This is a genomic window from Parageobacillus sp. NEAU-HV-2 (assembly GCF_059115485.1).
This window is the reverse complement of record NZ_JBXUJJ010000003.1, coordinates 290,862-305,058: the sequence shown is the minus strand read 5'-3', so window position 1 is coordinate 305,058 and position 14,197 is coordinate 290,862. Positions and strand designations below refer to the sequence as shown.

Sequence of the window (14,197 nt, the reverse complement as noted above, 5' to 3'; positions counted from 1 at the left end):
TTAGTAACGAGTAAGGAGAAGATGCTTAATCGCAATATCCGAGCAATGACGAAATTTCGCGCGCAGCTTGGCAAGCAAGCCCGATGAACCGAGGAATGGCCGCTGGAGTGATTCGCTGATTCGGTCCGACGATGCTTACGGCGGCAACAACCTCTCCGGAATAGTCGCGAATAGGGGCGGCAATGCTCGTTGCCCCTTCGTGCAGTTCGTCAATGCAAACGGCATAGCCTTTTTGGCGAATGGCCGCTAATTGGCTGATGAACTCTTTTGGATCGGTGACCGAGTTCGGCCCGTATTTCGGCAATCCGCGGCGGAGGATGTTTTCGATCGTTGCCCTCGGGCGGTAGGCGAGCATCACTTTTCCGGAGCTTGTGCAAGTGCATGGATTGCTTCGGCCAATGTAAGACAGCAGACGCACAGGGTGCGGGCATTCAATTTTATAAAGATAAACGACCCGGTCATCCTCTAGCACCGATAAATGCACCGCCTCCCCTGATTCGTTCATTAGAGCATGCAAGACGGGAAGGGCGTCTTTAAATATTTCGGTATGCAGGTCAACCACTCCGCTCAAATGCAATACTGAAAGGCCAAGACGGTATTTGCGGTTTTTTTTGTTTTTTTCCACAAATCCCTCTTTTTCCAATACAGTGAGCAGCCGGTGAACCGTTGTCTTGTGTAATCCCAGTTGTTTTGATATTTCTGTGATTCCTAACTCTGGCGCCTCAACCGAAAATAAGCGCAAAATGCGTAGTCCGTTTTTCACTGACGAGAGAGTACTATCTATTTTTTCCACCATCTGTGTGCCCCCTTGTTTTTACAGTTTCGCTGAAATGGCTTGTGCCGTTTGCACGACAAGCTGTGTTAAATACGGAAGAGAACGATCGTTGACGCGTTGGATCGGTCCGGCAATGGAGACGGAGTAGCGAACGTTTCCGTTGCGGTTTCGAATCGGGGCGCTGATGGATGTCACCCCTTCGTGCAGTTCTTCGCTGCTGATGGCATAGCCTTGTTGCTTCACTTGCGCTAGTTTTTCCAGAAGTGCTGACGGTGAGGTGATCGTTCTTGATGTGAAGGAAGGAAGCCCTTGGGCGATGATGCGGTCGATCGTTTCTCTCGGCTGATAGGCGAGAATGGCTTGGCCTGTGCTGGTGCAAAATGCGGGATTTTTTTTGCCGACGTAAGAAAGAAGACGAACAGGATGATCGCATTCTACTTTGTATAAATAGATGACGTCAGCGCCATATAGCGTGGCCATATGCGCGCTTTCTCCTGATAAAGCGACGAGTTCCTGCAAAAAAGGAAGCGCGATTTGGCAAATGGGAAAACGGGAATGAATAATTTTTTTCATCGCCAGCAATGAAGTACCGAGAGAATAAAGGTTTGTCTTTGGATCTTTTTTGACAAAGCCTTCGCTTTTTAACGTTTGCAGCAGCCGATGGGCAGTGCTCTTGCCGACGTTTAGCCTCTCCGCAATATCAGCGATGCTAAGCTCTGTCTCATCCATTGAAAATAGATGGAGCAGCCGTAAAGCGTTTTCCAATGATGAAAACGACGTTCGTCCTTTGCGTGCTTTCATTGCATCCTCCCCTCCTCGTTTTGATAAGAAATCGCTTTCAAAAAACAGCATAATTTTTGCTTTTGTTTCGCATAGAGGAATATCGAACTTTTATACGGGACAATTATAATATAACATAACATTCAGAACGTTTTAAATGTTGCAAATTTAAATATAGTAAAAAAGAGTAGGGAAGAGGGGAGGGAAAGCAGGATGACATTGTCGATTCGGGAGATGGAGTTGGAGTTACAACAATACCAGCTGCAAAAAATTAATGAACTGCTTGTATTTGTTACACAGTTTAACGAGTTTTATAAGGAAAAATTTCGCAACCTTTGTTTGCCAATGCGGTCGATGGAAGAATTCCGAAAATTGCCGTTTACGACGAAAGAAGAGCTCGTTCAAGACCAGCAGCTATACCCACCGTTTGGTCGAAACCATTGCTATCCGGAAACGAGTTATGTTCGCTACCATCAAACGTCAGGCACTTCTGGCAAACCGCTTAAAATTTTGGATACGGAGGAGAGCTGGAACTGGTGGCGAGATTGCTGGTTTGAAGTGTTGAAATCGAGCGGGGTGACGAACCGCGACCGCTTGTTCCTCGCCTTCTCGTTCGGGCCGTTTATCGGTTTTTGGTCCGCATATGAGGCAGCTAAAAAAATGGGAGCGCTCGTGATCCCCGGGGGTGGGCAATCGTCAAAAGAGCGGCTATATAGCATGATGGAAAACCGGGCGACAGTATTGCTTTGCACGCCGAGCTACGCCCTTCACTTAGCTGAAGTAGCGGAAGAAATGGGAATCGATTTGCCCTCGACTACTGTAAGGGCCATCATTATAGCAGGGGAACCTGGCGGGTCTGTTCCGTCAACGCGGCAGCAGATTGAAACGCGATGGGGAGCGGCCGTGTACGATCATGCTGGGATGACGGAAATGGGGGCGTACGGCTACTCGTGTTCGGCACGAAACGGACTTCACATTAACGAAGCGCAATTTTTGGCGGAAATTATCGACCCGGAAACGCTGCAGCCAGTTAAGGAAGGGGAGCGTGGCGAGCTAGTGCTCACCAATTTCAGCCGTTACGGCTATCCGCTCATTCGCTACCGGACGAAAGATATCGTGCTTTGTTCTTCGACGCCGTGTTCTTGTGGCAATCCGTATCGATTTTTGCCAGGCGGGATTATTGGACGAGTCGACGACATGGTCGTGGTTCGCGGTGTCAACATTTTTCCGTCGTCCATTGAGACGATTGTCAGAGAGTTTGCGGAAATCAAAGAGTTTCGCATCGTTTATTATACAGAAAATGAAATGGACCAAGTCAAAGTGCAAGTAGAGTCAGAAACGGACGTGGAACGACGGCTGGCTGATCGCTTAAGGGAACGGATCGGCATCCGGATCGATGTCGAACGGGTCGCCCAAGGATCACTGCCCCGTTTTTCAATGAAGGCGAAACGGGTCGTTGATCAACGGGATCACCAAAAGCAAGTAGGGTAGAGTGCTGGATAGACGGGAACCGAGCTATGGATATCGAAAAGGGAAAGGAGAGAGTTGATGATGGATCAAGCAAATGTAAAGCGGCGTCCGGTCCTCGTTGTCGGAGCCGGACCAATCGGGTTAACCGCGGCATTGGCGCTGCGCCATTTAGGGCTTCCGGCGACGGTCATTGAAGCAGAACCGAAAGACCGTCTCCGTCCAGGAAGCCGGGCGATTTATTTCCATAAAGCTACATTAAAGCATTTGGAAGATATTTATCCGGGGTTAGGGGAGACGTTTGCTAAACATGGGGTTGTCTGGCCGGTCAAGCGCACGTTATTCCGCGGCAAAGAAGTGTATGTTAAACGGTATCCGTCCCCTGATCCGAAGGAGCTTCCTCCATTTACAAGTTTGCCGCAAGTGGAAGCGGAAAAATTTCTGTATAACGCCTGCCTTGAGGCAGGAGTCGAATTTATCTGGGAGACGCCGGTTCGCGAGGTCCATACCGATGAGGCAGGAGTCACCATGATTACCGAATCCGGTGAACAGTGGGCGTGCGATTATATGATTGCCGCCGATGGTGCGCGTTCAACCGTCCGCAAGTCGGTCGGCATTGAAATGGAAGGGCCGCGGACGAAAGATTACTTTGTTGTTGTCGATGTGAAGGAAGATGAAACAGATCCGCTGCCGCTAGAGCGGGTGTTTCATTATCAACACCCGGCCGTAGACGGACGCAATGTCTTATTTGTGCCGTTTGCCGGAGGGTGGAGAATTGATTTGCAGCTACTTGACGAGGATGATCCGGAACAATTCGGCAGCGTTGAAGGCGTGAAACAATGGCTGCCGAAAGTGATGCCGGAAAAATATGCGGATCGCATCACATGGGTATCGACGTACCGCTTTTTCCAAGTCGTTGCCGAGTCGTTGACCGACCGTCATCATCGCGTGTTGTTAGCCGGTGAAGCGGCGCACTTGTTTGCCCCGTTCGGCGCGCGCGGCATGAACTCCGGTGTGCCGGATGCGATCATGGCGGCGAAAGCGATTCGGGCAGCGCTTGATGCGGCCAATCGCGAAGAAGCGAAAGCGGCCATTGCCGCGGCCGCCAACGAGCGGCTGATCGCGGCAAGATACAACCGCGACTGTGCTGGCATCGCCTTAGAGCACATTCAAGGAAGCGCTCCAGCCGTCAATATGAAGAGGGAAGTGGCTGCTTCACTGGCCCCGATTTTGCCGCGCCTAGGCAAATGGCTTGATGAAGGGCCATATGGTCCGAAATCGGGGCCGCCGCAACTGTCGACTAAATATTGATAGGAGGAAAATAGATGGAGTACAGATTCCAAGTCCATTGGGGAGATACAGACGCTGCCGGCATTGTCTTTTACCCGAACTTTTATAAGTGGATGGATGAAGCTTCCCATCACTTTTTTGCCACCATTGGGCATTCGACGTGGAAGTTGTTTCAAGAGGAGCAAATCGGAATGCCTATTGTTGAAGCAAAATGCCAGTTTAATTCCCCGCTCTTTTTTGAGGATCAAGTATGTGTGAAGTCGGCCATTGCCGAACTGCGGGAAAAGTCGTTTCGCATTCAGCACCAGTTTTTCCGCGGGGAACAGCTGGTCGCGGAAGGATATGAGGTGCGAGTTTGGACAAAGTTTGTCGGCGACAGGCCGAAAGCGGCTCCGATTCCTGCTGAAGTTCGCGAGAAAATGCAACGGGAGGCCGCGACGATCGCACGTGAGGAGGGATCATGGTGAAAATCATTAACTACCGGTTAGGAGACGCGATGCGTGCCGGGTGCATCGTGGAAGACCAAGTCATCGATCTTCATCAAGCGTATCTTGCACGGTTAAAAGCAAAAGGATATCCGCGGGCCGAACAGCTGGCCGCTGCGCTTGTCCCGACCAATACAATCGAGCTGCTTGAAGGCGGGGAAAAAAGTTTGGAAGAGGCGCAAAAAGCGGTCGAATTCGCCTTGGAAAATGGGCTGACGATGGACCGTACCAAAGTGAAAATCGAAGCCCCGGTATTAAAACCGAATAAAATCATTTGCGTAGGCCATAACTATCGGGAACATATTTTGGAAATGAAACGGGAATTGCCGGAGTATCCAGTGATTTTCGCTAAATTTAACAATACCATTATCGGTCCGGAAGATGACATTCCGCTTCCGCCAATTACCGAACAGCTTGACTATGAAGCAGAATTTGCGTTTGTGATTGGAAAACGGGCGCGCAATGTAGCGCAGACCAATGCGTTAGATTATGTGGCAGGGTATACGATCGTCAATGACGTAACGGCAAGGGATTTGCAGCGTAGAACGCTGCAATGGCTGCAAGGAAAGACGCTGGATGGCAGCGCGCCGATGGGACCGTGGCTGGTGACAAAAGATGAAATTCCTGATCCTCATTCGTTAGAGATTGTGTTGACGGTGAATGGGGAAGAACGCCAGCGTTCGAATACGAAAAATCTTGTATTTAATGTTCATTACTTAGTGGAATTTTTATCCCATATTATGACGCTTGAGCCTGGCGATGTAGTATGTACTGGAACTCCTGGTGGAGTTGGAGTAGCCCGGAACCCGCAAGTATTTTTGCAAGATGGGGATGTGGTGCGGATTGAAGTAGAGAAGATAGGAGTTCTTGAAAATCGTATTAAAGCAGTATCGAACGCCGTGGAGGTGGGACGGTAATGTCAAAAATTCAACAATATCAAGAAGAAATGAATCAATCTATTGATGAAATGATTCAGAAAGCAAAAACATTGTCAGAAGAGGTGATTCGCTGGAAACCATCTGCCGAGGAATGGTCTATTATGGAGATACTTTGTCATGTGGAAGAAATGATTGGTTATTGGACAAGAGAGCTTGTTCGTGTCATTCGCGCGGGCGGAACCGAATGGGGAAGAGGTTTGCAAGATGAAGCGAGATTAGCAGCGGTCCGTCAGGCAGATCAACGCTCCATTTCAGATGTAATTCATGGGATCGAACAAGCAAAGCAGTTTGCCAATGAACAGTTTGCTTCGTTGAGTGACGCAGATTTAGCTTTGGAAGCACCACACCGCAATCCAAAATTCGGGATAAAACCGATGGCTTTTTTAGTCGAACATTTTATCACGGAACATTTAGCAAACCACAATAAACAGATCGAAAGAAACTTGAAAAAATATGAATCACAACAAAGGGCATGAGGAGGGACGAAAGAAAAGAATGGAAGCCAATTCGTTTTTCCAAAGCAAGGAAGTAAAAGAGTTTACGAAAAAAATCGAACAGTATCATTTAGGGCCGCTATGGGAAGCGATTCCCGATTTAATGCATAAGGAGCCGACACCAGAAGCTGTTCCATATCTGTGGAAGGGCGAAATTATTCAAAAACTATTGCTTGAAGCGACGCAAATTTTTACTCCCGAGCGCGGCGGCGAAAGAAGAGCCATTTACCTGCAAAATCCAGGATTAAAGCATCGCCAGCCATGGGGATGGGCGTCGACAACCAATACGTTGTACGCAGCGGTGCAGCTTATTTTGCCGGGGGAAACGGCACCTTCTCATCGACATACCCAAAGTGCAATGCGCTTTATTACCAACGGTAAAGGGGCTTATTCGATCGTACAAGGGGAACGGTTATTTATGGAAGAAGGAGATTTCTTAATTACACCAGGTGGGTTATGGCATGGCCACAGCCATCCAGGAGATGGGCCAATGTTTTGGATGGATTGTCTGGATATTCCATTTATTTATGCAACAGGCGGTACTTTCTTTGAGCCTTATCCGGATGGCATTGAACCTCCATCATTGCCGGATGATTACTCGGCGCGAAAATATCGGGGTGGAATGGTTCGGCCGATTAGTGATCGTAATGCAAAAGTAGCGCCATTAGGGTTATACAAATGGAAACAAACGGAAGCGGCGTTGGCGGGGCTAAGCGATTTTGAACCGGATCCTTATGACGGCATTGCCGTCGAATATATCAACCCATCGACCGGACATACCGCAAATCCAAATATCGCTGCCTGGATGCAGAAGCTGCCGGCAGGCTATCACTCCAAAGCGCATCGCCATACGTATTCGGCTATTTACCACGTATTTAAAGGAGAAGGATATACCGTTATTAACGGCGTCCGTTTTGATTGGACAAAAGGAGATTATTTTGTTATTCCAAATTGGGCTTGGCATGAACATGTGAATGTGTCCAATGAGGAAGCACTATTATTCTGCGCAAATGATCTACCGATTATGGAGAAGCTTGGTTTGCAGCGGGAAGAGGAATATCCAAACAACAATGGATATCAACAGGTGGTTAGTGAGTTTAAACCGGAGGTAGGCGTTGTGTAAATCAATCTCCCCTGTGATCTTTTCTACTACAGGGGGGATGGTAGTTTTTATATTGATGGAGATAAAAAGGGTTTGGTAACGATGGCGGAAAAAATATATATCAATCATCTTATTGATAAGCAGCCTTTACATCGTTTTCATATACGTTTGTTACTGATGTGTATTTTTATTATTGTGGCCGATGGTTACGATATGTTTATGCTCGGGCCGATTATACCGTCCTTAATGAAAGAGTGGGGGATTGGGCCTGTTGAAGCTGGCGCATTGAACAGCTATGCATTAATTGGCATGATGTTTGGAGCGATGCTATTCGGTCCCATCGCCGATCGGTTTGGAAGGAAAAATATTATTCTAGTTTGTTTTTTAATTTTTACCGTGTTTACCTTTATTTCAGGATTTGCAAATAGCAGTACTTTATTTGGCATACAACGATTTTGTGCGGGTTTAGGGCTTGGGGGAGTGATGCCGAACCTTGTTGCTTTAGTGACAGAATATGCGCCTACAAAATGGCGTAGCACGCTGGTCTCCATTATGTTTAGCGGTCATGCATTTGGGGGAATAGTGGCATCGATCAGTGCGATTTATCTGATCCCTCATTTTGGCTGGAGAGCAGTCGTGTGGGCAGGGATTATTCCTTTGTTTTTTGTTCCTTTCTTTTATCGATGGATGCCGGAATCTATACATTTTTATGTCAAAAGAGGACAAAAGCGGCGTCTAGTTTCCGTTTTGAACCAGCTGGCTCCGAAAAATAAGTATCACGAACAAGATGAATTTGTAATCAATGTGGAAAAAATATTGGATTTCCAGTAACCAGCTTATTTTATGAAAAACGCGCTCTAAGCACAATTATGTTTTGGATTTCATTCTTTATGTGTCTACTAGTGATGTATGGATTAAGTACGTGGCTTCCAAAAATCATGCAGGAAGCAGGATATCCGTTAGGATCGAGTTTAACATTCCTTGTCACGTTGAACACAGGTGCGGTAGTGGGAGCTATTGTTGGTGGAAGGCTTGCTGACCGCTTCGGCGGGAGAAAAGTTCTCATTGGCTTTTTCTTTCTGGCGTTTTTCACTCTTACCATTTTAAGCTTTAAACCAAAGGTCTTTCTTCTTTATCTTCTAATTGGCGTGGCTGGCGGAACAACGACTGACACGCAAATTGTAGCGAATTCTTATGTTTCGCAATATTATCCAGTGGAAATGAGATCTACAGGAATTGGCTGGGCGCTTGGAATGGGAAGGATCGGCGGGATTGTTGGACCAATGCTAGGAGGAGTTTTGCTGAGTCAGCACCTTTCCTTGCGTAGTAATTTTCTAGTATTTGCTGTTCCTTGTATTATTTCTGCTTTAGCTATTTCTTTCGTTCAGGAAAAATATAGTCAGCGTGTTATTGTGGATAGTAATGAAAAAATAGTATAGCAATAAGTATTATACGTTCGTTTTCTTAGAAAATATTTTTAACGAGATAAAAGGATTCTAGACAAAATAGAAAAGGAAGAGAAAGGACAACGAAAAATTATTTGAAAGCGCTATCTATCAATAGATGGGAGGAGAAAGAAAATGGCTGCATCCCCGAATACGAACGCGATAACGAAAGATATGCTCTGTCTAAACGATGAACGAGTGAATCGGTTGCTTCAACGTTTATCAAAAGTAAATTGGTTGTCATCGTTTGCGGAGAAGGACGGTAAGGAAGTAGAACGAGTAATTAAAGAATTTGCTCATTTCTTCGGTCTGGAACATTGCGAAATAAAGTGGATAGCGGAAGAAGAGCTTCCTTCGTTTTTAGAAGAAATGAAGTTGGAAGACAACGATGTATGGCCGCAATTGCAGCAGGTGCCAGAGAAAATAAAGAACCAAGCGGAACAAGTGGGCAGGTTGGATGTATTGTTTACTCTCACGGATGAGGTGCCAGCGCTAATTTTTCACCATTGCTTTGACAAGATATTTGCCGCGTTAGGACGATACGGATCCTCCACTGTGACAACGGCGGTTTGCTACATGATGTATATCGGCGGGATGGCATGCGCATGGGAGCTAGTTTCTGATATTAAAGGCTGGGAAACGAATCCGTTTCTTTCCTTGATTGCTGTGCTGGAACATGGACATTGGCCTCTGGGGTTAATTGGAAAACAATTTTATGTTATATAATCCAGGAGGATGGTTGGCCATGGAGCGTTATGAACAATGGAATCAAAGTTTTATAAACGGCGAGTGGGTCGAAGGAGAAAGCAGTCGAACATACGATATTTTAAACCCGTATGATAATTCAGTCATTACCTCTATACGTCTGGCAACGGTACAACAGCTTCATGAAGCGTTTGAGGTGGCAAATGAGGCACAAAAGGAGTGGGCGCGTTCATCCGTAGAGGAAAGAAAAGAAGTATTGCGTAAAGCAGCGGAGTATTTACAAGCCAATCGTGAAGCCATTATTGATGTCATTGTCCGTGAAACGGGGGGAACACTTCTCAAAGCAAATGTGGAATTTCAGCTTGCGATCGAAATTTTAGAGGAAGCTTTGCGTTATGCCGATGAAATTCAAACAGTGAGAGAAGTACCTTCTAACATCGAAGGAAAAGTCAACTATATTTATCGCCTGCCATTAGGGGTTATCGCCTCTATTTCTCCGTTTAATTTTCCGTTGAACTTATCGATGAGAACTATTGCTCCAGCCATTGCTTTAGGGAATAGCGTTGTGCATAAACCGGATATTCAAGTTGGATTAACAGGAGGAGTTATTATTGCAAGAGCTTTTGAGTATGCCGGTCTTCCAAAAGGGGTATTAAACGTTATCTTAACAGATATTGAAGAAATCGGCGATGAAATGCTAACCAACCGACATGCCCGTTTGATTAGCTTTACTGGTTCTACTGCTGTCGGCAAACATATTGGAGAAATTGCGGGAAGACAGTTAAAGCGAGTCGCTTTGGAACTAGGGGGAAATAGCCCATTCGTCGTATTATCGGATGCTGATGTGGATCGTGCAGTGGATGCTGCAATATTCGGCAAATTTATCCATCAAGGTCAGATTTGTATGATTATTAATCGTATCATCGTGCATGAAAGCAAGTATAATGAGTTTGTGGAAAAATTCGTAGAAAGAGCAAAATCACTTCCATATGGTGATCCGAAAGATCCGCATACGGTTATTGGTCCATTGATTAATGAAAAGCAGATGGAAAAAGCATTACGAATGATTGAAGAGGCAAAGCGTGAAGGAATAACGATGGCTTTAGAAGGAAAGCGAATCGGAAACATTTTGACTCCGTATGTTTTTATTGATGTCGATCCGTCGAGCAAGCTGGCACAAACTGAATTGTTTGCCCCGATTGCTACAATTATCAAAGCAAAAACGGATGAAGAAGCTATCGCTATCGCCAATAACACAGAATATGGATTAAGTTCCGCTATTTTTACGAGTGATTTAACTAAAGGGAGAGAATTAGCATTACAGATTGACAGCGGTATGACCCACATCAATGACCAAACAGTGAACGATGCTCCGAACATTCCGTTTGGAGGCAATAAAGCAAGTGGGTTAGGAAGATTCGGGAATCCATGGGTTGTAGAAGAATTTACTGTTACCAAATGGGTATCTGTGCAAACAAAGGAGAGAACATATCCATTTTAAATTAGGTGGGGAAGCTGGCTCTTATAAGGGTTAGCTTCTTCTTTTTTATTGACACATTAAATGAAAAAGATTATCATTTTTATTGGTTATGATTTTCATTATCGTTTAGAGGGGGATCAAGAAGATGTGGAAGAAAAAAAGAAATATAGCATGGATGATAATGGTAGTTCTTATTCTCGTCTTCACAGCCGCCTGCGGAAATGAGAAAAATAATATGGACTCGGAAAAGCAGGCAAAAACAGAAGAGAAAGCAACGAAAACATTTACGATGGCGAACGGCAAAAAAGTCGAAATTCCCGCTCATCCAAAGCGGGTGGTAATGCCATATGAATTTTTAGGAAACGCTCTGGCGCTTGGCGTCAAACCAGTCGGCGTCACGCAAGCGGTCATGGAAAACCCGTACATAAAAGAACAAGCAAAAGGCATTGAAAACGTCGGTAACCCGATTTCCCTAGAAAAAGTCGTTGAATTAAATCCGGATTTAATTATTGTATATTTAGAAGACCAATACAAACAGCTATCGAAAATCGCTCCAACTGTTTTCATTCCATTCGGCCATTATAAAGACATTCAGGAAGAAATGCGCGTATTTGGCGAGCTTCTCGGCAAGCAAAAGGAAGCGGAGCAATGGATTCAACAATTTGAGGAGAAAGCGGCAGCCGCCCGTGAAAAAATTAAAGGCGTCATCGGCGAAAATGAAACTGTTGGCATTTATAAACTGCAAGGAAAAGATTTTTATGCTATCGGCGACAATTTTGGCCACGCCGGTCAAATTATTTATAACGCTCTGCAGCTGACACCGCCAGAAAAAATTAAGCAAGAAGTGATTCAAGGCCCGCAATGGAAATTGATTTCGCTAGAAGCATTGCCTGACTATGCCGCTGATCATATGTTTTGGACGGTATATAAAATGGACGGAACCGAACAGGCGGAAAAAGAGCTGAAAAACAGCGCGATTTGGAAAAACTTAAACGCGGTTAAAAACCATCATGTTTATGAAATGAAGATCGAAGACATTTGGTTTTCGGATGCGATTTCACTTGAACATCAGCTCGATCTTGTCGTCGATACGCTTCTTTCCGCTAAACAAAAATAGGATGCGCTGCTAGCAAGGAGAGAGAGAATGGAAACAGGAATACGAGAAAAAGATCGAAAAACGCCATCACGCCCGTGGGCGGCGGCGCTGGTGCTGGTCGTTGGACTGAGCACCATTCTTTTTAGCATCGCCGCATCGATATCGGTCGGCGCGGCGGACATTGGCTTAGCAACCGTGTGGGATGCGCTTTTCCATTACGATGCGCGGCAAACCGCCCACGCCGTGATCCGCGATTTGCGCCTGCCCCGCTCTCTTGCCGATGTGCTTGTTGGTGCAGGTTTTGCCGTTGCGGGTGCGATCATGCAAGGAATGACGCGAAATCCGCTTGCCGATGCCGGGCTGCTTGGGCTCAATGCGGGTTCGACATTAGCGGTGGCGGTCTGTTTTGCGTTTTTTTCTGGACTTTCGTATCAAGCGCTCATCCTTTGGTCGTTTTGCGGCGCCGCGGTTGCCGCAGCGCTCGTGTGTGGAATCAGCTCGCTTTCTAGAGGCGGTGTGACGCCGATTCGCCTCGTGCTGGCGGGAGCCGCGGTCAGCTCCTTGTTTACCTCGCTTAGCGAAGGAATCGCGATTCATTTTCAGCTCAGCCAAGAATTGGCATTTTGGTTTGCCGGCGGTGTGGCAGGAGTGAAATGGAGCCAGCTGAAACTGCTGGCGCCTTGGCTTGTTTCGGCTTTAGTTTTTGCCTTATTATTGGGGCCGTCAATAACACTTCTCAGTTTTGGCGAGGAAGTGGCGGCCGGATTAGGACAAAAAACGAAAATGGTGAAGTTAGCGGGAGCGTTTGTGGTGCTGATGCTTGCCGGCGGCGCGGTGTCGGCGGTCGGCCCGATCGGGTTTGTCGGCCTTATTGTTCCGCATTTGGCCCGCTTTGTTGTTGGTGTCGATTATCGCTATGTCATTCCGTGTTCTGCGGTGCTTGGCGGATTATTGATGATTTGGGCAGACATTGGCGCGCGGGTGATCAACCCGCCGTATGAAACGCCGATCGGCGTGCTGTTTGCGTTAATCGGGGTGCCGTTTTTCTTGTATGTTTCCCGCAAGCGGAAGGGGGAATTTGCATGAACCGCCGTCGTATGATGATTCCTCTTCTTTTCTTTTGTCTGCTTGTGATCGTTGCCATCAGCCTTAATACAGGAGCAAGCCGCATAAATCCAGTGGAAGTGGTAAAAACACTTGCTGGCATGGGAACGGCAAAGCAAGAGCTTATTTTATTTGAGTTTCGCCTTCCGCGCATGTTGATTGCGGTATTAGCGGGCGCCGGGCTGGCGCTTTCGGGATGTATCATTCAGACGATATCGCGCAACCCGCTTGCCGACCCGGGTCTTTTAGGGATTTCCACCGGTGCAGGAGTGATGGTGGTGCTGTATCTTTCTTTATTCCCAACCGGCGCGGACGCGCCTGTGCTCTTTCTCCCGTTTCTTGCGTTTATCGGCGGCGCGCTGGCGGCCGCTCTCGTGTTTGCGTTGTCGTACGAGCGGCAGCAAGGCCTGCTTCCCGGACGCATCGTTTTGACAGGAGTGGCGGTCGCCGCGGGGTTAAGCGCGCTTATGACGGTGCTGTCGCTGCGGCTTAGTCGGGAGCTGTACCAATTTGCGGCGGTTTGGCTGACGGGAAGCATTTGGGGAGCGACGTGGGACTATGTGTGGACGTTGTTGCCGTGGGTGATTGGGCTGTTTCTTTTCGTCTATTGCAAAGCCCGTGTGCTGGACGCACTATCGTTCGGCGAAACGATCGCCACCGGGCTTGGGGTGGCGGTGGCAAAGGAACAGCTGCAATTGCTGGCGGCCGCCGTTGCCCTAGCGGCTGCTTCCGTATCGGTAAGCGGGGGGATCGGATTTATTGGACTCATCGCTCCTCATCTGGCACGGCGGTTGGTCGGCACGCATCATGCCTATGTCGTGCCGGCGTCGGCATTGCTTGGCGCGTGTTTGTTATTAGGGGCAGATACGGTTGGACGCGCGGTGTTGCAACCGTCGGAAATTCACGCCGGCATTGTCGTCGCCATGGTCGGTGCGCCGTATTTTTTATACGTACTGGCTCGTTCCGCTCGTTAAAGGCAGGCTTCATCGTGTTAACTATAATGATTAGAGGATATTATGTTCAACATAAGGACATA

General features: G+C 47.2%; 15 protein-coding genes. 13 read left to right on the top strand and 2 right to left on the bottom strand.

Translation table 11 applies throughout. The annotated features are described in order from the left end of the window. Window positions 1–25: 25 nt before the first annotated feature. Both AC1WMD_RS07860 and AC1WMD_RS07855 read right to left on the bottom strand, forming a co-directional pair. Window positions 26–796, bottom strand: coding sequence for an IclR family transcriptional regulator (locus AC1WMD_RS07860; protein ID WP_494256562.1), 771 nt, complete (start codon window positions 794–796; stop codon window positions 26–28). A gap of 18 nt (window positions 797–814) precedes the next feature. Next, window positions 815–1,576 carry an IclR family transcriptional regulator gene (locus AC1WMD_RS07855; RefSeq protein WP_494256560.1) on the bottom strand — a complete coding sequence of 254 codons (762 nt, stop codon included), beginning with the start codon at window positions 1,574–1,576 and terminating at the stop codon, window positions 815–817. 192 nt (window positions 1,577–1,768) lie between these two features. On the opposite strand from AC1WMD_RS07855, the gene AC1WMD_RS07850 reads away from it, so the two are divergent. From AC1WMD_RS07850 to AC1WMD_RS07790, 13 genes are all read left to right on the top strand, one after another. After that, window positions 1,769–3,046 (top strand): phenylacetate--CoA ligase family protein, encoded by a 1,278-nt coding sequence (locus AC1WMD_RS07850; protein WP_494256559.1) that lies wholly within the window; start codon window positions 1,769–1,771, stop codon window positions 3,044–3,046. Between the two features lie 60 nt (window positions 3,047–3,106). Next, window positions 3,107–4,333 (top strand): FAD-dependent monooxygenase, encoded by a 1,227-nt coding sequence (locus tag AC1WMD_RS07845; RefSeq protein ID WP_494256699.1) that lies wholly within the window; start codon window positions 3,107–3,109, stop codon window positions 4,331–4,333. A 14-nt stretch (window positions 4,334–4,347) separates the two neighbouring features. After that, window positions 4,348–4,779 carry an acyl-CoA thioesterase gene (locus tag AC1WMD_RS07840; RefSeq protein WP_494256557.1) on the top strand — a complete coding sequence of 144 codons (432 nt, stop codon included), beginning with the start codon at window positions 4,348–4,350 and terminating at the stop codon, window positions 4,777–4,779. Then, a complete protein-coding gene (locus AC1WMD_RS07835; protein WP_494256698.1) occupies window positions 4,776–5,714 on the top strand; it encodes a fumarylacetoacetate hydrolase family protein in 939 nt (312 codons plus the stop codon). Before AC1WMD_RS07840 ends, AC1WMD_RS07835 begins: the two co-directional genes overlap by 4 nt. Then, window positions 5,714–6,211, top strand: a complete 498-nt coding sequence (locus AC1WMD_RS07830) for a DinB family protein (RefSeq protein ID WP_494256556.1) — start codon at window positions 5,714–5,716, stop codon at window positions 6,209–6,211. Before AC1WMD_RS07835 ends, AC1WMD_RS07830 begins: the two co-directional genes overlap by 1 nt. Before the next feature lie 19 nt (window positions 6,212–6,230). Next, on the top strand, window positions 6,231–7,352 hold the full coding sequence (locus AC1WMD_RS07825; RefSeq protein ID WP_494256554.1) for a cupin domain-containing protein: 1,122 nt from the start codon (window positions 6,231–6,233) through the stop codon (window positions 7,350–7,352). 81 nt (window positions 7,353–7,433) lie between these two features. Then, window positions 7,434–8,162 carry an MFS transporter gene (locus AC1WMD_RS07820; RefSeq protein WP_494256553.1) on the top strand — a complete coding sequence of 243 codons (729 nt, stop codon included), beginning with the start codon at window positions 7,434–7,436 and terminating at the stop codon, window positions 8,160–8,162. Between the two features lie 74 nt (window positions 8,163–8,236). Then, window positions 8,237–8,770, top strand: coding sequence for an MFS transporter (locus AC1WMD_RS07815; protein WP_494256552.1), 534 nt, complete (start codon window positions 8,237–8,239; stop codon window positions 8,768–8,770). A 141-nt stretch (window positions 8,771–8,911) separates the two neighbouring features. After that, a complete protein-coding gene (locus AC1WMD_RS07810) occupies window positions 8,912–9,502 on the top strand; it encodes a hypothetical protein (protein WP_494256550.1) in 591 nt (196 codons plus the stop codon). A 19-nt stretch (window positions 9,503–9,521) separates the two neighbouring features. Beyond that, window positions 9,522–10,982 (top strand): aldehyde dehydrogenase family protein, encoded by a 1,461-nt coding sequence (locus tag AC1WMD_RS07805; RefSeq protein WP_494256549.1) that lies wholly within the window; start codon window positions 9,522–9,524, stop codon window positions 10,980–10,982. Window positions 10,983–11,106: 124 nt separating this feature from the next. Next, window positions 11,107–12,078: an iron-hydroxamate ABC transporter substrate-binding protein gene (locus AC1WMD_RS07800; protein WP_494256547.1), complete on the top strand. Its 972-nt coding sequence runs from the start codon at window positions 11,107–11,109 to the stop codon at window positions 12,076–12,078. Window positions 12,079–12,105: 27 nt separating this feature from the next. Beyond that, complete coding sequence (locus AC1WMD_RS07795) at window positions 12,106–13,143, top strand: FecCD family ABC transporter permease (RefSeq protein ID WP_043905056.1); 1,038 nt, start codon at window positions 12,106–12,108, stop codon at window positions 13,141–13,143. Further along, complete coding sequence (locus tag AC1WMD_RS07790; RefSeq protein ID WP_043905055.1) at window positions 13,140–14,135, top strand: FecCD family ABC transporter permease; 996 nt, start codon at window positions 13,140–13,142, stop codon at window positions 14,133–14,135. Before AC1WMD_RS07795 ends, AC1WMD_RS07790 begins: the two co-directional genes overlap by 4 nt. Window positions 14,136–14,197 lie beyond the last annotated feature (62 nt).